The sequence below is a fragment of the Kistimonas scapharcae genome (assembly GCF_039540975.1).
Lineage (GTDB): Bacteria > Pseudomonadota > Gammaproteobacteria > Pseudomonadales > Endozoicomonadaceae > Kistimonas > Kistimonas scapharcae.
The window spans coordinates 13,757-33,480 of the sequence record NZ_BAABFL010000134.1; the positions used below are offsets into that span (position 1 = coordinate 13,757).

General features: G+C 51.9%; 17 protein-coding genes. 5 read left to right on the top strand and 12 right to left on the bottom strand.

Translation table 11 applies throughout. The annotated features are described in order from the left end of the window. Positions 1-195 precede the first annotated feature (195 nt). The 9 genes from eutB to ABD892_RS09405 form a co-directional block, all read right to left on the bottom strand. On the bottom strand, positions 196-2,640 hold the full coding sequence (gene eutB, locus ABD892_RS09365; protein ID WP_345195305.1) for an ethanolamine ammonia-lyase subunit EutB: 2,445 nt from the start codon (positions 2,638-2,640) through the stop codon (positions 196-198). 58 nt (positions 2,641-2,698) lie between these two features. Then, on the bottom strand, positions 2,699-4,195 hold the full coding sequence (locus tag ABD892_RS09370; protein WP_345195306.1) for an ethanolamine ammonia-lyase reactivating factor EutA: 1,497 nt from the start codon (positions 4,193-4,195) through the stop codon (positions 2,699-2,701). A 173-nt stretch (positions 4,196-4,368) separates the two neighbouring features. Beyond that, positions 4,369-5,997 (bottom strand): alkaline phosphatase, encoded by a 1,629-nt coding sequence (locus ABD892_RS09375; RefSeq protein WP_345195308.1) that lies wholly within the window; start codon positions 5,995-5,997, stop codon positions 4,369-4,371. A gap of 259 nt (positions 5,998-6,256) precedes the next feature. Then, entirely contained in the window at positions 6,257-6,688 is a 432-nt protein-coding gene (locus ABD892_RS09380; RefSeq protein WP_345195309.1) for a EutP/PduV family microcompartment system protein, read from the bottom strand. Between the two features lie 10 nt (positions 6,689-6,698). Then, positions 6,699-7,046: an ethanolamine utilization microcompartment protein EutS gene (eutS, locus tag ABD892_RS09385; protein ID WP_345195311.1), complete on the bottom strand. Its 348-nt coding sequence runs from the start codon at positions 7,044-7,046 to the stop codon at positions 6,699-6,701. Between the two features lie 231 nt (positions 7,047-7,277). Beyond that, on the bottom strand, positions 7,278-7,751 hold the full coding sequence (locus ABD892_RS09390) for a cupin domain-containing protein (protein ID WP_345195312.1): 474 nt from the start codon (positions 7,749-7,751) through the stop codon (positions 7,278-7,280). 44 nt (positions 7,752-7,795) lie between these two features. Continuing rightward, positions 7,796-8,089 (bottom strand): hypothetical protein, encoded by a 294-nt coding sequence (locus ABD892_RS09395; RefSeq protein ID WP_345195313.1) that lies wholly within the window; start codon positions 8,087-8,089, stop codon positions 7,796-7,798. Continuing rightward, complete coding sequence (locus tag ABD892_RS09400) at positions 8,086-8,355, bottom strand: EutN/CcmL family microcompartment protein (RefSeq protein WP_345195315.1); 270 nt, start codon at positions 8,353-8,355, stop codon at positions 8,086-8,088. The genes ABD892_RS09395 and ABD892_RS09400 overlap by 4 nt, the downstream gene beginning before the upstream one ends. Positions 8,356-8,554: 199 nt before the next feature. Further along, positions 8,555-11,023 (bottom strand): hypothetical protein, encoded by a 2,469-nt coding sequence (locus ABD892_RS09405; RefSeq protein ID WP_345195316.1) that lies wholly within the window; start codon positions 11,021-11,023, stop codon positions 8,555-8,557. A 304-nt stretch (positions 11,024-11,327) separates the two neighbouring features. On the opposite strand from ABD892_RS09405, the gene ABD892_RS09410 reads away from it, so the two are divergent. Then, positions 11,328-11,786 (top strand): DUF1499 domain-containing protein, encoded by a 459-nt coding sequence (locus tag ABD892_RS09410; RefSeq protein WP_345195318.1) that lies wholly within the window; start codon positions 11,328-11,330, stop codon positions 11,784-11,786. Positions 11,787-11,824: 38 nt separating this feature from the next. Here ABD892_RS09410 and ABD892_RS09415 read toward each other — a convergent pair whose 3' ends face one another. Next, positions 11,825-13,399, bottom strand: coding sequence for an AbgT family transporter (locus tag ABD892_RS09415; protein ID WP_345195319.1), 1,575 nt, complete (start codon positions 13,397-13,399; stop codon positions 11,825-11,827). Positions 13,400-13,580: 181 nt separating this feature from the next. On the opposite strand from ABD892_RS09415, the gene ABD892_RS09420 reads away from it, so the two are divergent. Beyond that, a complete protein-coding gene (locus ABD892_RS09420) occupies positions 13,581-13,802 on the top strand; it encodes a DUF3820 family protein (RefSeq protein WP_345195321.1) in 222 nt (73 codons plus the stop codon). On the opposite strand, the gene ABD892_RS09425 is transcribed toward ABD892_RS09420, so the two are convergent. Both ABD892_RS09425 and ABD892_RS09430 read right to left on the bottom strand, forming a co-directional pair. Beyond that, positions 13,803-15,152: a hypothetical protein gene (locus tag ABD892_RS09425; protein ID WP_345195322.1), complete on the bottom strand. Its 1,350-nt coding sequence runs from the start codon at positions 15,150-15,152 to the stop codon at positions 13,803-13,805. Positions 15,153-15,270: 118 nt separating this feature from the next. Next, on the bottom strand, positions 15,271-16,356 hold the full coding sequence (locus tag ABD892_RS09430) for an SMP-30/gluconolactonase/LRE family protein (protein WP_345195323.1): 1,086 nt from the start codon (positions 16,354-16,356) through the stop codon (positions 15,271-15,273). A 132-nt stretch (positions 16,357-16,488) separates the two neighbouring features. On the opposite strand from ABD892_RS09430, the gene ABD892_RS09435 reads away from it, so the two are divergent. The 3 genes from ABD892_RS09435 to ABD892_RS09445 all read left to right on the top strand — a co-directional run bounded on the left by ABD892_RS09435 (position 16,489) and on the right by ABD892_RS09445 (position 19,723). Then, a complete protein-coding gene (locus ABD892_RS09435) occupies positions 16,489-17,139 on the top strand; it encodes a DJ-1/PfpI family protein (RefSeq protein ID WP_345195324.1) in 651 nt (216 codons plus the stop codon). Between the two features lie 63 nt (positions 17,140-17,202). Then, the gene (locus tag ABD892_RS09440) at positions 17,203-18,210 is read left to right on the top strand and encodes a 2-hydroxyacid dehydrogenase (protein ID WP_345195326.1); all 1,008 of its coding nucleotides are present in this window, start codon (positions 17,203-17,205) and stop codon (positions 18,208-18,210) included. A 166-nt stretch (positions 18,211-18,376) separates the two neighbouring features. Then, entirely contained in the window at positions 18,377-19,723 is a 1,347-nt protein-coding gene (locus tag ABD892_RS09445; protein ID WP_345195327.1) for a GntP family permease, read from the top strand. The last annotated feature ends 1 nt before the right edge of the window (position 19,724 follow it).

The window sequence follows — 19,724 nt, forward strand, 5'->3', positions numbered from 1 at the left end:
CATTACTCTAACCTAGCACAGTGTGTTGATAAACAGCTCGATCGAAAAGTTAGAGGAACCCTTTATGGAAAAGTTCCTTTCAGATGCTAGCGCGTAACGATAATAACGGAACTGTCAGAAAAACCAAACAATATCGAAACAGAATAAGCCTGCATCCATAGGTCTCCTATTCGGATGCAGGCAACATAATTTTCCTTAGAAAGGATAGCGATCGTTATAGCGAAGCTTAACCCCTGCCTGACGCAGAAGATCACCCGCCAACGGTGAAAGCAGCGTACGACGACTCAATAAGATTTCTTTCACCCCCCACTCCAGCAGCATGAGCACATCCGCTTCTGAAATGGTTTTCTGGTTACTGAAATCATGCACACGGATAGGCTGCACGGTTTTCTTTTCTTCTTCCTTCGGAGCTTCTGGTAAAACTTCCTTATGCATCAGCCCCATCCGGCTACCCAGAATCGCATTCAGACGGTTGCCAGCCGCTTTATTATCAAAAATCTGCATGGCCCGTTCTGCAACCAGCGAACCGGCTTCCAGTGGTGGAATACCCCCGTGATAGATATTCGGCACCACTGTATCCTCAAAGGCAATCGCTTCCACACCGGAGTACTCGGCTGCCAGTTGCCGGGTTTCCTCATCACCCAACCGATAGACCAGGTAAGCCGACAGGCTACGGGAAGACTCGGCATCGGAACCGGGACGTTCTCCCAGCAGCACGATCACCATCCGGGCATTCACAACCTGTGCAATATCCTCCGCCAACCGGACCCGGCCATGCGGTGCAATCATGGTTTGCCCAAGGCTGTAGCCACGGCTGCGCAACCCGTCTTCCAGTACAGGCAGCAGCTCCTCGATGTTGTGATGCACTGCCTCGGCACTGAGTCCATCGGTGACAACAATCTGGATATCATTATTTTCCGGCGTTAGCTTTGAACGACACTCATCGCTTAATGTCGCACCGGTATCCGGACGGGAATGGTGTAACGCCAGGGTCGATGCCTTCGAATCAATCCGGCGATAATCGAGGTCTTCAAACGCCTCAAACCGCAATTCACTGACCGCCGCGGCCCGGGCAATCGCCATATTCAAACGAAGATTGCGCATGACCCGGTTAGCCATCCGCGGTCCGGCATTGTCCAGGCCATAAGCCATGGGTACCCGCGACATCAGATGACGGAATTCATGTTCAGAATCTGCAAAGATGGCAGGATTCCCCCAATTGGGACCACGCTGAATCTGGCCTCGCTTATCTTCAGTGAAAATGCCGCGTTCAATACACCAGTGATAAAACTCAGGCGCCGGTTTCAGGTTGTGAATCTCCCGCATGGTCTGGTCATCGTGGCAGCTGGTATCGGCATAGGCCAGCATCCGGTCTACCCCGAGGTAGATATCCATAAAATAGTTGGCGCCGGCCACGGTCAGCAGTTCCACTGCCATTTCCTGGCCTTCTTCCGCTGCATCCGCATGCAGCGTGAAACAGGGCGATACGCCCATCGGCAACCCCATCACCTTGGCCATGAACAGATCCTGCAGATTGGAGTAAACAATCTGTCGGCTGTTCTCATGGGTTTCCGGGCCGATAAACCCGGTCACACTGTTCACCATGCACGGGTCGTAACGACGACATAAGCCGTAAGTCAGCGCCTCAGTCGTTGCCATGTCGATACCGTCATGCTTGCTGTAACTGACCTCGCTGCCCTGCCCCGTCTCAAAATACATGAACTGCTCAGCCCTGCCGGCCAGAGAGCCTTTCTGAGCCATTAAACGGTATGCGTCGTCCATATAGGTAACGGTGACATCAAAGGCTTCACGCAATGTCGCATCCGTTCCGGCCAGCGACTGGAACAGGATTTCCACCGGCGCCCCTTCAGCCAGGCAGGCCAGCTGGGTACGCACATGTGACAGCACACAGATTTGTGTCGGCGCCCCGGTCTGCTTGCGGATTTTATCCAGATGGAACAGGCAGGCGCTGATGTTGTCGACCGAATCCTCAGAGGGATTCAAACCAATCATCAGGTCGCCGTTGCCCATGGAAAGACCCAGCCAGGTCAATGCCGTAATCGCACTCAAATCATCGGTTGGATGGTTTGGCTGAATCCGGGTAGAAAGCGAGCCCTGCAGGCCAAGGTGCGTTCGCGCGCGGGTCGGGCAGGTGATCTTGCGCGCATTGTAGATCAGGTCATGCACGCCCATCAGTTTGGTGACTGCCGCCACCATCACTGGCGTCAGACCGGTTCCGGCCTTGACCAGTTCCGCGCCGCTGGCCGCCTGCATCCAGTCCTTCAACTCGCCCACGGTCATTAACGCGAGTTCATCGAACACCTCAAGGTTAAGGTCATACCCTACCCGCATGATGTCGTCGATTCGTCCATGGCGGTTGACCAGCGGCCGGTCATAGAGGTGCTGGAGAGAGAGGTCTGACAACAGGGTGCGCGCCGCTTCCCGCTCGACCTCATCGGCAGCCGCCAGCCCGGCATTGATGTCGCCGGCCTTGCGCAGGTCAGCAGCACCCAGCAATGCCTTCAGACCGGTAAAGCTGTATTCCCGCCCCATGACATTCAGGCGGTACACTTCATCCGGCCGGGGCTCCGGTACCGAAATGTCTTGCAGCGGGGTCAGGCGGGCATTCGCCATAGCCATAACTGTTTTCTCTCCAGAATTTTGTCTTCATCATGCGCCGACATGCACTGGGCTCAAATCAGTGCATGCCGTAAAAATAAACCGGAATCACATAATTCCGTACCGCCCCCAGGCTGACGAACTCCGCCGGCCGGTCCGGCACTTCATCGACGGCCATCAGGTTCACCGGCAGCTGTCCCCAGCGGGTCGCATAGTTTCCAATGACCTTGCCAAAATCCTGCGGCGCCAGCAGTAGCAACGGATGCCCTTCAGGAAACGCTATCGTTTCCAGCAACCCGGCCAGTCGCTCACCAAACTGTTTGACCTGGGGGAAACGGGGATATTCACCCGCCGGCACCATTGCCTGGATACAGGCCCCGTTGGGACTGCGGCAGGCCAGTTCCACCGCACTCGAAAGCGCTGAGGTATCCGCGTCCAGTGTCAGGCGGGCGACAATCGGGAGGTCATGTAAGGGTAGCTGTCCGGGTCGCGGCATATACAGGGTATTTCCCGACAACTCCGCACTGTGAAGGGTCAGGCCATAGACCGTCGCACGTCCCCCAAACTCCGGAATATGCGAATAGAGACTGCGTGATAGCAGTGGAGAATCCACAATGCCACGGCAAATATCAATACCCAGATCGCCATACCAGGTCGTCCCGGGCAACGCTTCCCCCATGACCAACCGGTAAAGCAGCTCTCCGACACCACCGGAAAACGTAATAATGGTGTCGTCGGTCAGAGGGCTGACATCTTCGTTATAAGGGGCCTGGCACAATCCAGCCCCGGCACCATCATCGGAAAACCATGCCGCCTCACCGGTAACAATGGCCTCGAGACCTCGCACGGTGAAATCCACCACCGCCTTGACGTCAGCCTTTGAAAGCACTTCCCCGACGGAGGTATCAATCCCCAGTCGCTCAAAGACCATTCGCCCGTAACGGGATAACCCGAGAAGATGATAGCTGCCAGGCTGAAAACGGAAATGACGTGCGCCAAGGAAATAGCTGCCGGCTGCCAGAACATTACCGTCAAGACCCAGTGCAGGGTTAGTCGTGCCACCCCCAATATCCAGGTTGATCACAGGACGCTGCGGCTCCTGGCGGGAAAGCTCCAGGCTGTTGCCCATAAAGGCCAGCCAGGATTCAAGACAGGGGTCGTCTGCTGTCGCCACGATGACATGCCCGATCCGTTCACGTACCGCCTGGGCAATGACATGGGCATTAGCCTGCTCTGCCGCCAGACCGGTGATAATAACGCCGCCCGAAAAGATCTGCTGGCAGTCGATACCACTTTCTTCCAGCCAGCAATCAAGGCACTCAATGATTCGGGTACGCGACAGTTCTTCACCATCAAACGGTGTGAAAACCGGTTCAGAGCGATAGAGCAAATCAGGACTACCGAACTCCATTCGCCCCGTCGTCATGCTGCGCTCCATGCGCGCACGGGCCACCAGGGCACGACTGGTGGTCGACCCGAAGTCCAGGCCTATCATCAGTGCCGTGTCGCGGTCACCCGCCTCGTGCGCATACACACGCTGTCTGGCGGACTCTGTTCTCGGGGGAAAAGGCGTCATGGAATCAATACGTCGTAAAGCAAAGAGATTATCTTAAAACCTGAAAAAACTGTGCAGAGTGATAAGTAACTAGTCCATTGTGTTGACCTTAACCAATGCTAATAGAGCCGTCTAACCAACAGCGGGCTTACCGAAAACCGATAAGCCCGCTGTTTATGTGTCGCAAGCTGGTATTACTTAAGCGCATCCTTGGCCAGCTGACCGACTTCAGGGTGAGTCAGGAATTTCGAGAAGGGGGCGGTAGCCGCCTCTGGACCGAAGGTCATGACAAGCACGGGAGTATCGGTATGCGTACCGGTTCCCCAGACCACATACTGATCTTCCGCCAATGCATGGCCCATCAGGTTCCAGCGGGTTTCTTCACCATAAACATAGAAGGACTCGAAAGGCGTATCCACTGCCGGCCAGGTCTTGGAGGCCAAGTAAGAATGACCTGCTTTCTGGAAACGGTTCGGGCTGGTTTTCAGCACAGTGGCCGCCATGGCTTCTGTCACTTCAAACGCATGGTGCTTGCTCATCAGCTCTGCCAGTTTCTTAGCCGTCTGCTGATCGGCTGGCAGGGATTCGAAATCACCCCAGATGTTTTTGTTGCTGCGAGTCTGTGCATAGATGCGATCCAGCAGGCTCAGGTCAGCAAAGTTGAACATGGGCTGATAGTCGTGCTCGTCACCAAAACCAGGCGCCGGCAGTTTCTGCGGCTCAGGCACATCCTTCATGCTGTAACTGAAACCGAAGGAACCGGTTTCGTGGTCAGCGGTCACAATCATCAGGGTATCGTTGCGCTGCGCTACCCATTCGTAGACGGCTTCGATCGCCTCATCAAACTTGACCATGTCATGCAGCATGGCGCCGACATCGTTCTCATGGCCGGCCCAGTCGATCTGACCACCTTCAACCATCAGGAAGAAACCGTCTTCATCCTGGCTCAGGATATCCAGCGCCTTCATGGTCATTTCTTTCAGGGTGGGCTCAGAGCGATCACCGGCATCTTTGGTTGCCGCGTAATCAATACCGTCCATCATGCCGGAGTTGGCAAACAGACCCAGCACCTTGCCATCCTGAACCTTGTCCATCTGTTCACGGGTGAACGCCAGCTGGTAACCTGCCGTCTGTGCTTCGGTGAGCAGGTTCACTTCATCCTTGCGCTTGGAGCTGAAGGTGAAGGCTCCGTCATTCAGTTCACGAATGGCTTCATAGGTCGCGCCCTTGTCATTCACTGACTTGGGTACAAAATGACGCAGGCCACCTGAGAACATCACGTCTGGCCCGATACGGATCATATCCACCGCGATCTCATTTTCCAGGTTGCGGTGGGGCTGATGCGCGGCAAAAGCGGCAGGTGTCGCATGAGTCAGACGGGTATCGGATACCAGGCCTGTCGCCTTACCCATCTTCTGGGCACGCTCAAGGATGGTTTCCAGGTATTCACCTTCGGTGCCAACACCAATAACTTCACTCAACGCCGGTTCACCGGTCGCCAGCTGGGTCGCGGAGCAGGCGGAATCCACTACGATCTTGTCGTGTGGGCCTGTGCTGGAAACACCCAGAACACCCGCTTCAATCAAACGATCAATACCGGTCGGGCGGCCTTCGTAAATGGAGTTGGGTGCACGATGCGCATAAGTACGGAGCAAACCTACCTGCTGAGGCCCCATGCCATCACCGATCATCATGATGACATTCTTGACCTTGCCGGATTCTGCAACCGTTTCAGTGTTCTGCTGGCCATCCAGCGCACATCCGGCCATTGCCGCACATCCGGCAACAACAAGGCCTGCCAGTAGTTTCTTTCTGAAATACATCAGAATTCCCCCAAAAATGAACGTACAGAGAGTTCGCCCGACCTTATTCCATGCAGTTCCTTCACCACGATGACAATTGTCAGGCGTGTATAGATCGCGGCACATTCTTGCAATTTCAGGGTGTTTTACATTGATATTCTGCAACAAATGTCGTGGCTGCTATTTTGAAACATGACCTGCATCAAGCAGCACGTCAGTTTTATAAAGAATGGAAATCAATGCCGAATCCGAGCCGGCAAAACGTATGACACCCTGACAATTAACTGGCCACCCCAAGGTAGGCTTTCAGTTCAGCAATCCCCTCGCCAGTCACTGAACTGATTTCAAAAAGGGTGTGGGCACCGGCCGCTTTCAGTATTTCCCGTGAGAAAGCGACATCGCCCCCATCACTATCAATCTTGGTGATAATGCCGATCGCCGGACGATTGAACATGCCGGTAAAGCAGGGAGGGTAATGGTTGTTTTTACGTGTGCAGTCGTGCACCAACCCGATAACATCGTAATCCACGGACGATGTCATCAGAGCTGAATAGAAGTGGCGGTTCTCAATGAATTCACCGGGTGTATCCAGCATGTACTGGCTGTATTCCATCGCCTGCGTCTTGCGATAGACCAGTTCCTGACCATAGAGCGCCTGGGTCAGTGTAGTCTTGCCCGATGACGTCGAGCCGATCAGCATCATCTTTTTCATCGGCATGCCATCAGGAACGGGTAATCTGGGCAGGCGAAAACTTCAGGATACCACCCAACAGATCCAGCACTGCCGTGAGTGCGGCTTCCACACTGCCAACATCACCACTGATCACCAGGCATCCGGAAAAGCGATCCAGGAAACCAATCTCAACACCTGCGGCTTTCGTCGCAACATCGGCGGCAATAATGGAACCTTCACTTGGCGTGATCGTCATGATACCGATGGCACTGACCGTCTCGGCATTCAGGCCAAGCTTGGTCACCAGGCCAGGCTGGGGATGGGCAATCAAATGGGCCAGGGTGACCTGTTTACCAGGTACATACTCCTGAATGATGCGTTCTTTCTCTTGCGACATAAGCTAAAAACACCTGCCGCATAAACGGCGAACAAAAACATAATACGTGCAAACTGAAACTCGTCGGCGATCACGCTGCCAGTGTCGATGGCGTCGGTGTCCGTTTGCAGCAGCGGCAGGGATGCCGCGGTAGCGCGGAGGGCTAAGGATAGCCCTTCAGCGCGGGCGGAAAACGGGCACCGATGCCATCGGCTCCCCCGATCCCGAAAAACCGGATCAGGGACGGATCAATCAGCCATTCTTCTGGCGAGCAATCTCTTCCCAGTTAGCGGGATAGACAACAAACAGGAAGCGTGCAAAATCTGGCGCGCTGAACTGGATCTTGGAACCCTTGGGAATGAAGATCACATCACCGGCATGACCGACCACTTCGCGGCCATCGATGATCACTTTCAGGGTACCTTCGATGATGTAATCAACTTCATCATACTCGAGGGTCCAGTCAAAGGTGGTCTTATCCATCTCCATCATACCGCAACCCAGACGTGGGCTTTCGGACAGTTCCAGCAGGTCGGTAATGAAAACCTTGTCACCCGGCTTGCCGGTATCGAATGGCTTGCACTTGACGGTAGCCGCCTTGACGACTGCAACACCGGACGCATCCACGTGCTTGTCGAATTCGGGCTTGGTGATCTGTTGTGCCATCTGCTCAGCGACAACCTTGCGGATGATTTGCTCGAGCATTTCAGCGTTGATCTGGGTCATGTCACACTCTCAGAACGGTTAAAAAGAAAGAAACAGAAAGCAGCTCAGGAGGTTGCCAACAGCTTGACCACGGTTGCCTGCACGATCTGAATCGTACGGCTGTCGGTGATAGCAAACTCTTTTTCAAGCATGTCGGCGATACGCTGGCGCAACGTGTCAGGCGTTTCCACCGGTGTTGGCGCCTGAGTTTCCGCCTGCGCGCCGTGCACCACGTGAATGCCATGAATCCGCGCGTAATCGACCGCGCCGGGGGTCATCAACATATCCCGCTCCAGCAGCAGTGTGTCTCCGGTCAGGAACCCGGTGATGTTGTTCCGGGTCACCAGTCGTTTACTCATCCACTGATCTCCATGTTGTCCACAATACCGACAATGGCAGCATCCACAGGACCTTCATGGATCATGGCCGCCTTACGTGCCGCACCGCCCCGGGCTACCAACACCATGTCACCGATCCCGGCGCCAACCGTATCAACAGCCACCATGGCACTCTTGGAATCCGCACCGTCGGAATTCACCAGGCTGACGATCATCAGCTTGAATCCGTTGAGGCCATCCAGTTTGCGGGTCGCCCAGATGTTGCCTGTTACCTTGCCTATCAGCACCTGCGATTCTCCTGCATCAATGCTCCGGATCGTCCGGATACCTGCCGTAAGGCGATGGGGAAAACCGGAAAATCGAAATGGTCGTAACAGTAATATGGGAAGGGGTTGGGTAGGTTGACACGCATCAAGTCGGCTAACGAGAATCGGTTAACTTAGATCAATAGCATCACAAGAATTCTGATTGCAGCACGGTGGCACGTTAATGAGCGGCTCCACTATGGGCGTTTTGTTGACGCTGCTCCAATACCGCTCGAACCACCTGCAAGCCATGCGTTTGATAGAAATTCTGCAGATACATCTGCCATACCTTATTGACAGAACCCAGTCTCTCCTCACAAAAACAAACGACCAGCAAATTCAACAGTGTCCTATTTTTTCTCTGCCAGGAACCAGACAACAGACTTCTGTTAACCAGCTCTGAACAGCAAGTACTGTCAGGCACGAATAACTCCAGCAATGCACCAGGATCGTGATTAATATAGAAATAGTCACCAAACATTAAGTAAGGCTTCCATGCAATTTTTAAACATGGACTTGCAACCATATTACAAACATCATAATTAACCGCTATATTAATCAATGGTTGACCTTCATATTCAAAAATCACTTCTTTGCAATTCAACATGATCTGACTATCAACAATGGTATATTCGTTAGTTTTTCGAACCAACAGACCCGCAACTGCCGAAGGTAACAGACACAACCTATCGAACAGTTCCTTCTGTACATCTTCATTATCTACAAGAAAATCAAAATCATTAACAAATAAAGCGAATGGTGATGAAAAAAAGGCGTTAATATCACATTTAAACAATCCCCTCACACAATATTCCACCAAAAGTGATGAACCATATAAGATGACTTTTCCATTCCCTCTCCTGGGATAATTAAAAACATATGATATATGACCAACTAACGCATCACAGACTGAATATCGACGTTCCAATGCCGCATCATAAAACCGGGCAATAGCAATATTTACCTTTTCCGTCTGCCTTTTTCTTCGTGAAGCATATAGCAAGATCTCAAACTTCTCTTTCAACTTACCGTCTGAAAAAACCTCTTTGAAAAATTCATATGCTTGACTAATTTTATAATTTTCTCCCGTTGCGTCACGATCAAATTCGGCTGACTCCAGTTTCCAGTGAAATGCCATCATGATCTGAGCAAAAAGTTCAAGCCATGAACACAGCATCAAATGCTTCCATTCCTGTAAAACAGATGCATTTCCCTGAAAGGTTGGTACGTATTGCGTAAGAGCAGCAGAAACCCACTGATAAAGATGATTAAGATGCCATATGGGCCATGCCTTAAGAGGTTGTTGCAGAGCCCCTAGAAAGCCCTCAAAAAAAGCATCAAACAGTGGGAAGTATACTTTGCAATCAACACTCTTATCACCTACATATCTAAGCACCTTTAGTACTATTTTTTCCTTATTCAAATCCTTATTGTAAATTGATGCGACTTCTACTAACTTACTGCGAGATAAATCTAATAGCCTTTCATAAGCACTCACAACCTTTACACAATCAATATTTGGCAGCTTTTCATTTATCTCAACGAGTGTACACAATATACTCCACAAATCATCAACGTTCGCATCATATAAATTTTTCGATAGAATCTTCGAAACAACGCAGTCAACATGATGAACACATAAGCGTTTTTCAAAGTACTCATGAGATTCATCCTTGATAAGCTTCAACAAAGAGGAAAGCACAGCATTGAAATCTATCACATCATATCCGCCAGCAACAACATCTGCATGTTGCAATAGCCGATCAAGGAATGCCTTTAAAAGCCGCATACCTATTTCATGAATCCCCTCATCTATCCCTTTCGATATACACCAGATCCCATCTCTCACTGCTCTTGCATCAAGAGAATCCATCAAAATATTCAAGTGCTGGATAATATCTTTTGCCATATCCATATATTGATTTCTTGAAAAGAAACCAAAAGGCTGCATAATCACAAGGGCTGTATAAAATCGCCCAAAAGAACGTCCAACCTCATTATCACTCGTATCTCCACCATAATCACTAATAAAACAGGATACGCCAGAAAAAAGCATTACAATGGCCCGTTTAACGATTTCTTTCTCTCTTTGCTGACTAAAAACACCTGATTTCTTTTCTTTTTTCAGGATATAAGCAAGATCGTATAAAAGGAACGATAATCTGCTGATAGTAAAACGATGTAAATTGCGTGCCATAACATCGATTAATCCAGCCATACCAGAATAAGCAAGAAATGATTGGTGCTGTATATTATTGCCGATAATCTCCCTGACTCTTTTAATCAAGGCCCCCCATAAAAACGCACTATGCTCTTCTGCATCCCAGTTGTTACTGATAGTTGCAGTAAACGCCTCCACCAGATCATTCAACTCAGCTAGAGACGTAGAAGCGGCTACACGGTCTAAAAAGGACTCATAACGCATCGGTTCCCGGGCAGGCGGCAGACCCGGCACCACTTCTGTTTGAACATGTGCAGTGACACCAATACTTCTGACTGTTGTCGGCCTAACAGCGCCCGTCAATTGAGCAGGCAAATGAGCCAACCACGGCCGGGGACTCTGCAATGCGCCTGCTGCATACCAAGCGCCATAAGCCCATCCCAATCGGGGGGAAACAACATGGGGCCGTGGCAATTGATCCCACCCCATCCCCCTTGCTCTTTGACGAGGGTAAAATCCAGGTCTTTGCATTGCTGACAAAAATCTCAAAATGATTAATCGGCTCTCACGTAAACCCATTGGCTTACGAAAGCACATAAATCACTAGACCCGTCATCAAGTCGTAAGTTCACGGTGAATAAATATGCCATTCGCCGGCTCGTGGGGTTTGTTAGTAAGAATGCTGCTGAGTCGAAACACAAGGTAAATAACCAAGACCCTACCACCGCTTAATTCTGTTATTGTATGCCGATAACAGCATACCCATGACGAAGACAGATGGTGGCATTAAACAATGAAAAAAGCATGGACATTCATAGTAGCCGCAGTAACAGTGCTGACATTATCCGCCTGTTCTATCACCACACCATTGGATCCGCACAATCCTTCCCCCAAGCTAACAGATTGCCCATCCACACCCAATTGCGTGTCTACGGACACAGACTCTGCCAGTCACCGTATCCAACCATTTAATCTGCTCATACCGGCTGATCAAGCCTGGCCACAAGTCGTCAACACAGTCTCAGGAATGCCCCGTACTGTTATCACCGTTGAGCGCCCCGGTTACCTGTATGCCAAAAGCTACAGCAAGATTTTTCAATTTTTGGATTATCTGGAAGTCCTGAGTATTCCAGAAGAAAACCGGCTGGCGGTACGCTCTTCTTCCATGCTGGGCATCTCTGACCTGGGCGTAAACGCCAGACGCACTGAAACACTGAGGAAGGCGCTTCAAGAGAAAGGAATCATCGAATAAAACACAGAGAGGTCTTGCGACCTCCCTGTCAGACACACTTACAAGGCAGGATAGGTATACGGCGCCTGAATGCCCAGAGGCAGACCCAGCGCCCAGTAACCCAGCAGGAAAATGGTCCAGGTCACTAGGAAGAACAGGGTGAACGGCATCATCATTGAAGCGACGGTACCGATACCGGTGTCCTTGATATAGCGCTGGCAATAAACGACAACCAACGGGAAGTAAGGCAGCATCGGCGTGATGATGTTGGAAGAAGAGTCACCGATACGGTAAGCCGCCTGGCTCAGCTCGGGAGAGATACCCAGACTCATCAGCATCGGTACGAAAATACTGCCGATCAGCGCCCATTTGGCAGAGGCGGAACCCACCAGCAGGTTCACCATGGCAGTCAGGAAGATAATACCGACAATCGTCGCCTGACCCGGCAGATTCATTGCCTGCAGGACTTCAGCACCGCTCAGCGCCAGCAGGATACCCAGGTTGGAATCTGCGAACGCCTTCAGGAACAGGGCACAGAAGAATGCCAGCACCATGTAGCTGCTCATGCCCGCCAGGGTCTTGCTCAGCGAACCCATGACGTCCTTGGAGCTTTTGAAGGTTCCGGCCAGCTTGCCATAGACAATACCCGGTACCAGGAACAGCAGGAAGATCAGCGGCACGATGGATTGCATCAGCGGTGCGCTGTAGCTGCTCAGGGAGCCGGACGCATCACGCAGGCTGGAAGATTCCGGCAGACTGGCTGCCGCCAGCAGCACAAGACCCGCTACCATGGACAGCGTGGCCCAGGTGAATGCCCGGCTTTCCTTTGCCGTCATCTCACTCATGTTGGGCGCTTCTTCAACATCATCGTCCAGCTTGAGTTTACCGAGGCGGGGCTCAATGATCTTTTCAGTCACATACCAGCCAAGACTGATAATCAACACGGCTGAGCACAGGGTGAAAAAGTAGTTGCTCAGTGGATTAACCACATAGTTCGGATCATAGATCTGGGCAGCAGACTGGGTGAAGCCCGCCAGCAACGGATCAATACTGGACGGTACAAAAGCCGCTGAGAATCCACCGGAAACACCGGCAAATGCGGCTGCAATACCCGCCAGCGGATGACGGCCGGCAGCATAGAAAATGATACCGCCGATAGGAATGACCAGTACGTAACCGGCATCTGAGGCCACATGACTGAAGATACCGATCGCGATCAGTACCGGCGTAAGAATCTTTGCCGGTGTAATACGCAGGATTTTCTTGATACTGGTATTGATGTAACCGGACTGTTCCGCCACACCGATACCCAGCATGGCAACCAGCACCATACCCAGGGGGGCAAAGGTCATGAAGGTCGTGACCATTGAGCTCAGGAACCCGGCCAGGTATTCACCGGTCATCAGGTTCTTTACGGTTAAGGCTTCCCTGGTTACGGGATGGATCAGGTCATAGCTGAACATGGAAAGGAAGGTGGAGAGGGCAAAGATCAATACCAAACCATAAACGAATAACATGGCCGGATCAGGCAGTTTATTACCGGCTTTTTCGATGCCGTTCAGAAAACGGTCCATCAGTGCCGGCTTACCCGACGAAGCGGGCGGTACAGCTGCAGACGACAGGTTACTACTCATTCGACCCTCGTATACTCTTGTAATAGGTGTGTATTGGTGCTTCTTTGAGTAGCCCGAATGTAAAAAAAAAAATGCGAAAAGGTAGATGATATGGATCAAGAAAGCGTACGATCGTGCGCCTTTTTTACACGAACCGGAATCAATGTTTCGACAAGGCAGACATCTGCGGTGAACTCACAACATGCTTGAGAAAGAACAACTGATCAAACTGGCCAACATGCCCATGCCTTTCGGCAAGTACCAGGGACGTGTGCTGATTGACCTGCCGGAGGAGTACCTGCTCTGGTTTGCTAAAAAAGGATTTCCAAAGGGCGAGCTGGGTCAACTGATGGGTTATGCGCTGGAACTTAAGATTGAAGGGCTGGATGCCGTTGTCCGACCACTGACTGTAAACAAGCCATGATCAACGCTTCCTTTTCTTTTCAGTCGGACTCTTTATCCTGATCCAGACTTCACTATCACACCCCAAGGAGGTACAGCACTGAAAAGTCCCATCTAAAACAGATGGTTTAGTGCCTCCCGCTCCCTTGCGGAAGAGTCCCTTCCCGCATTCACCACATATAAAAGCTCTTGGCATTAAACACGATTCAGGAGCATCCAACGAGACAGGATTGCATGAAGATTCAGTACTATCGGTAAAAAAATATAGACCGTAATCAAAAGAAAACGGCTCGTTAGGCTGAACCTCTTCTGTTGTAATAAAAAACGGCATATCAACTACCAGATCAGGTTGATCTTTACTGTGAACCTTGATCCATTGAATGGCAACATTTGTTTTAGCCCTCGTACCACGGGGGTCATTGATGCGTCCAGCGGCATTCCCTACCCATTTACCCCCAGCATCATAGGATGTCACCAGGATTTGATGTCCACCAGAATGAGCACCGCCTTTAAGCTGCTGCCTTTTTCCTGACATGTGCTCAGCATTGTCTTCAAGACCCAGACAATAGTTATTTCTCAGCCTGGCGTTAGGCGACTCATTATCATAAAAATCCAATATCCCTGCATAGTGACATAAGACAGTCCCCCTTGGCATAAAGGCTGTTGCATACCCACCGAACTGTTGTTCAAGCAAAAATGGATGGTTCGCTGGAATTGATGGCGTTTTTTCTACGACCTTCACCCGCACTCGTTGATAAATTGGATCATCGGGATTTGCTGTGGATGCAAGATAATGGTCAATCTGTCTAACAATTTTATTGATTTCGTCAGACTGCCTCTTTTGATCCACCTTTTTCATTTTATTACCATTACCCCGTAATTCCGGGCTAAGAAAATGCAGACCTATATAAGGGGGAGGCGATTTTTTCCTGATAAACTCACTGCCAGACTTTAATTGTAAGAGCTTATAATCTGGGTTTCGGGTAAGATTGGCATACTGCTTCCGGCCTTCATCAGAAATGCCCAGCAGTGGCAGCCTCTTATTAAGAACCTGAGAATTCTCTACTTCCTGATCGCGACAACCGACATCATTTAGCCTTTTGTAATCCACTCGTGGCACATCAGAGTGCCGTGTTTTTCGTAAACGAATTGACGGGTAATGATCCGGTACATTTTCCTTCCGGTCACACTTACGCTTTATCTCCCGAACCAGTGATACCTCGGCCGCAACGCCTTTTCTTTTCAAATGGTGAGGGCTAATACCCTTCTTTCTGATCAAACGTAAACTGCTTGTTTTTCGCTGCAGATTTTCTTGAGCATTCTGATTTATCGGCCGACGAAGTATCCGTTTCAAAGCACGCGCACTATGCATCTCTTAACCGTCCATACCTTAATATAGGGATAGACCACCACTCGATGCCTTTGTCTTCATCTCGTTGTATTTTCCCACGGATACTGGGCAGTATTGTCAGCCACACTGACAATAGGCATTAATCACGCCGTACTTTCCTGACCCGTCCTATCTGCTGCTCCATCAAACTGGAGAGGTAGAGGTATTCATCCGTTTCCAGCACGCCGGTGGTAAAGGCGAAGCGTCCCAGTTCATCTTGAAGATTTCTGACAATATTGCCGTTATCGTCAAAGGCGACGACATGCCCGTAACGCTGTGCTTTTGGCCTCATTGCCGGGGGAAGACGTTGTGCCACCGTGCGCAGAAACGGTTTGTCTGACAGCTTGTCCAATGCAGTGCTTCTGGGTGATGCCAGCCCGATCCAGTAGCGTCCATTTTGCCCTTTGGACAGGTTATCTGGGAATCCGGGCAGATTATCGATAACGACATCAACCGTGCCAGCCTTATCCCCTTCCAGCCAGTAGCGAAGCACCCGATAACCACCGGTTTCATTGACCAGTACTGACCGGCCGTCATGACTGACTGCGACGCCGTTAGCAAAGTTCAACCCATTCACCAGCTCACGGACTTCGCCCGTGGCAGGATCAAACGCGAGCAGGCGCCCATGCCCACCATGCTCCATGAGATCCAGCAGGCTCGCCTCGTAGGTGCCACCTGACGCTTCAGCCCCAAACTTGACGGACGATTCGGAAAAATAGAGCGTGCCATCCGGCCCTTCATCGACGGCATTGGCATACACCAGCGGCTGGCCATCGACCTGGTCTGCCAGCACGGTTTTCCGTCCCGACGGATCAAATGATAAAAGCCCCCGGTAGGCATCAGCCACCAGCAAATTGTCCTTTGAATCAAAACCCAGCCCCAAGGGACGCCCGCTGGTTTCCGCCCAACGCTCCACCTTGCCGCCGGGAATAATGCGGAGGATCGTCCCATCTTTCACTCCGGCATAAATCCTGCCCTGCTGATCCATGGCCAGGTCTTCCGGGCCATCACGCCCTTCCAGCGTGAGCGTTTCCAGTGAAGAGAGTTCGCTGTTCGCCGCGAAGTCACCGGTATAGCCGGGATTATCCGGCGCCTGCCAGGCCACCGGTGTCACCGGCACAGGCCAGGCCACCAGATAGAGAGTTACCAGCAGAAGCACACCCGCTACGATCATCCACAGTTTCATCAGCACTCAGCCATTATTGGGTTTCACAGGGTTTATCCTCTAACCCTGCCATCATAGATGAAGCATTGCCATACGGCTTGCAGATCCCCATACTGATCTGCGGTTTAGCACACGATTGAGACGGCATTCATAATGATGAATAAAAAAACGATTGCCCTGCTACTGTTTGATGATGTCGAGGTCATGGACTTCGCCGGTCCCTTCGAAGTTTTTTCCGTCACCAATGAGCTGAACCAGGATCGCCTGCTCACCCTCCACACTGTCGCTGTGACAACCGATCCGGTTATTGCCAGAAATGGTCTCTCCGTTAACCCGGATATTCAGCTGGATGCCATGCCGCAAGCCGATATCGTTATCATTCCCGGCGGGGATGGAACCCGTGAGGTACTGCAACAACCGGCAGTGATGCACTGGATACAGCAAATTAGCGCCAACGCTGAGCATGTACTGTCCGTCTGTTCAGGTGCTTTGCTGCTGGCAGGTGCCGGGCTGCTCAATGACCTGCCAGCGACAACCCACCACGACGTGTTCGACACACTGGCTGAACTCTCCCCATCTACCCGGCTGATACGTGATCAGCGCTTTGTCGACAATGGCCAGATAGTGACCTCGGCCGGTATCAGTGCCGGTATTGATATGAGCCTGTATATGGTGGCCAGACTGTATGGGCACGACACCGCACAAAAAACGGCCAGATACATGGAATACCCTTACCTTACAAAAGAAGGAAACCCTCAGGGCCAGGGCCGGTTTGACGACAACTCCCCTCTGGCGTTTATGTAACCCGCTTAATGGCAGTGAGCTACTATTACTCCAATATTCCTGATCAGGCAGAGGGTTCTTTCCATGAAGATCGCTGTCTTTGGCACCAAGCCCTATGACCGTGAATACCTGAACCGCGCCAATCAGCAGTACGCGTTCCAGCTTGACTATTTCAAGGTCCGTCTGAACGAGGAAACCCGTGAACTGGCGCGGGGGCACGATGCCGTATGCGTTTTCGTCAACGACATTCTCAACCAGCCGGTACTGGAAACCATGGCGGATGCCGGTGTTCGCCTGATCGCCCTCCGCTGCGCAGGCTTCAACAATGTTGACCTGAGTCTTGCCGATAAACTGGGTATCAAAGTGGCACGGGTGCCGGCCTACTCTCCGGAGGCCGTGGCGGAATATACCCTGGCGCTGATCCTGACCCTGAACCGAAAAACCCATAAGGCCTGGAACCGCATCCGCGAGGGCAATTTTTCCCTGAATGGCCTGCTGGGTTTCAATATGACCGGTAAGACGGCCGGCGTCGTTGGATTAGGTCGTATTGGGCTGGCAACCGCCAAGCTGCTACAGGGTTTCGACATGAACGTCATTGCCTATGATCCCTTTCCTGACGAAGTGGCCATTAAAGCGGCAGGGATAAAGACCGTACCGCTTCACGAGCTATACCACCATGCGGATATCATCACACTGCACTGTCCCCTGACGGACAGCACCTTCCATATGATTGATGCTGAAGCGCTGGAATCCATGAAACCCGGCGCCATGCTGATCAATACCAGCCGCGGCGCTTTGATTGACACTCAAGCAGCCATCCGTTCGTTGAAAGCAGAGCATCTGGGTTATCTGGGCATCGATGTTTATGAGCAGGAAGGCGACCTGTTTTTCGAAGACCTGTCCGAGCAGATTATTCAGGACGATATCATCCAGCGACTGCAGTCGTTCCCCAATGTGCTGATTACCGGCCATCAGGGCTTCTTTACCCGAGAGGCCCTCACCGCCATTGCCGAAACCACGCTGACCAATATTCATGAATTCGCTGAAACCGGCACCTGCAAAAATCTGCTGACGAAAGCCTACCTCGCCTGAAGTCTTGTCTTCAGGCAATATCCCCCTGAATTTATTCGTGCCAGGATGCCCCTCTCTGTCGGGAAACTGACTCATATCATTGTTCGCTTAAACCGTTGCGATCACGCTTCGCACAAATCGGAACAACTTCCCACAACCCCCTTTACGAACAGTGAGCGATTGAAACATGTACCTGGTACTGGTCCTGTTGGCCGTGGTCACCTTTGTCGTGCTGGCCACATCACGCTTTAAACTGCATCCGTTTATCACACTCTTACTGGCGGCGTTTGCCACCGCGTTTCTGGCCGGGCTGCCGCTTGATCAGGTGGCAGCAACCATCAGCGCTGGATTTGGTGGCATCCTCGGCTCGATCGGTATTGTGATTATTCTGGGTACCCTGATCGGTACCATCCTCGAAAAGACCGGTGCCGCCATTACCATGGCGGATACCATTATCCGGTTGCTGGGACAGCGGTTTCCGAATCTCACCATGTCCATCATCGGTTACCTGGTGTCGATTCCGGTGTTCTGTGATTCCGGTTATGTCATCCTGACCTCCCTGAAGCGTTCACTGTGCAAGCGTCTGGGCGCTTCGGCCGTTGCCATGAGTGTCGCGCTTGCGACGGGTCTCTACGCCACACACACTTTTGTTCCGCCGACACCGGGACCGATTGCCGCTGCCGGTAACCTTGGTCTGGCTGAGAACCTCGGCCTGGTCATCGGTCTCGGTCTGGTGGTCGCCGCCTTCACTGCCGTGGCCGGCTTATTCTGGGCCAACCATGTCTCTGACCAGCTGACCTGCGGTGAAGATGCCGACGACGACCAGGACTACGAGGCACTTCGCGCCCAATACGGTGAGCTGCCGTCACCGACCAAGGCATTCGCCCCCATCCTGGTGCCCATTCTGTTGATCTGCCTGGGTTCTGTCGCCAACTATCCCAGCCACCCACTGGGCGAAGGCCTGGCGTTGAAGCTGTTTGCCTTTTTAGGCACACCGCTGAATGCCCTGATGATCGGTCTGGGCCTTGCTATCACCCTGATCCGCGGTGACAAGCGCATGGAACAGTTCACCGACCTGATTGGCAAAGGCATCCTGGCCTGCGCACCGATCCTGCTGATTACCGGCGCCGGCGGTGCATTTGGCAAAGTGCTCTCCACCACTGAGATCGGCAGCTATCTCGGGGAAACCCTTTCCAGCCTGGGCATTGGTATTTTCATGCCCTTTATCGTTGCGGCAGCGCTGAAAACCGCGCAGGGTTCTTCCACTGTCGCACTGGTAACGACCTCTGCACTGGTTGCCCCCATGCTGGGTGACATTGGACTTGCCTCTGAGATGGGACGGGCGCTGACTGTACTGGCTATCGGCGCCGGCGCCATGACCGTTTCCCATGCCAACGACAGTTTCTTCTGGGTGGTTTCCCAGTTCAGCAACATGTCCGTGTCCACGGCCTACCGGGCCCAGACCATGGCAACACTGGTGCAGGGTATCACCGGCATCACGGTGGTTTACCTGATGAGCCTGATACTGCTGTAAA

What these genes read in the sequence shown, in the direction of transcription:
- ABD892_RS09445 (WP_345195327.1), top strand. Translation starts at nt 18,377, where the DNA reads ATGTACCTGGTACTGGTCCTGTTGGCCGTGGTCACCTTTGTCGTGCTG.
- ABD892_RS09395 (WP_345195313.1), bottom strand. Translation starts at nt 8,089, where the DNA reads ATGAGTAAACGACTGGTGACCCGGAACAACATCACCGGGTTCCTGACC.
- ABD892_RS09370 (WP_345195306.1), bottom strand. Translation starts at nt 4,195, where the DNA reads ATGACGCCTTTTCCCCCGAGAACAGAGTCCGCCAGACAGCGTGTGTAT.
- ABD892_RS09440 (WP_345195326.1), top strand. Translation starts at nt 17,203, where the DNA reads ATGAAGATCGCTGTCTTTGGCACCAAGCCCTATGACCGTGAATACCTG.
- ABD892_RS09420 (WP_345195321.1), top strand. Translation starts at nt 13,581, where the DNA reads ATGCTTGAGAAAGAACAACTGATCAAACTGGCCAACATGCCCATGCCT.
- ABD892_RS09410 (WP_345195318.1), top strand. Translation starts at nt 11,328, where the DNA reads ATGAAAAAAGCATGGACATTCATAGTAGCCGCAGTAACAGTGCTGACA.
- ABD892_RS09375 (WP_345195308.1), bottom strand. Translation starts at nt 5,997, where the DNA reads ATGTATTTCAGAAAGAAACTACTGGCAGGCCTTGTTGTTGCCGGATGT.
- eutS (WP_345195311.1), bottom strand. Translation starts at nt 7,046, where the DNA reads ATGTCGCAAGAGAAAGAACGCATCATTCAGGAGTATGTACCTGGTAAA.
- ABD892_RS09380 (WP_345195309.1), bottom strand. Translation starts at nt 6,688, where the DNA reads ATGAAAAAGATGATGCTGATCGGCTCGACGTCATCGGGCAAGACTACA.
- ABD892_RS09425 (WP_345195322.1), bottom strand. Translation starts at nt 15,152, where the DNA reads ATGCATAGTGCGCGTGCTTTGAAACGGATACTTCGTCGGCCGATAAAT.
- ABD892_RS09390 (WP_345195312.1), bottom strand. Translation starts at nt 7,751, where the DNA reads ATGACCCAGATCAACGCTGAAATGCTCGAGCAAATCATCCGCAAGGTT.
- ABD892_RS09430 (WP_345195323.1), bottom strand. Translation starts at nt 16,356, where the DNA reads ATGAAACTGTGGATGATCGTAGCGGGTGTGCTTCTGCTGGTAACTCTC.
- ABD892_RS09435 (WP_345195324.1), top strand. Translation starts at nt 16,489, where the DNA reads ATGATGAATAAAAAAACGATTGCCCTGCTACTGTTTGATGATGTCGAG.
- eutB (WP_345195305.1), bottom strand. Translation starts at nt 2,640, where the DNA reads ATGGCTATGGCGAATGCCCGCCTGACCCCGCTGCAAGACATTTCGGTA.
- ABD892_RS09405 (WP_345195316.1), bottom strand. Translation starts at nt 11,023, where the DNA reads ATGGGGTGGGATCAATTGCCACGGCCCCATGTTGTTTCCCCCCGATTG.
- ABD892_RS09415 (WP_345195319.1), bottom strand. Translation starts at nt 13,399, where the DNA reads ATGAGTAGTAACCTGTCGTCTGCAGCTGTACCGCCCGCTTCGTCGGGT.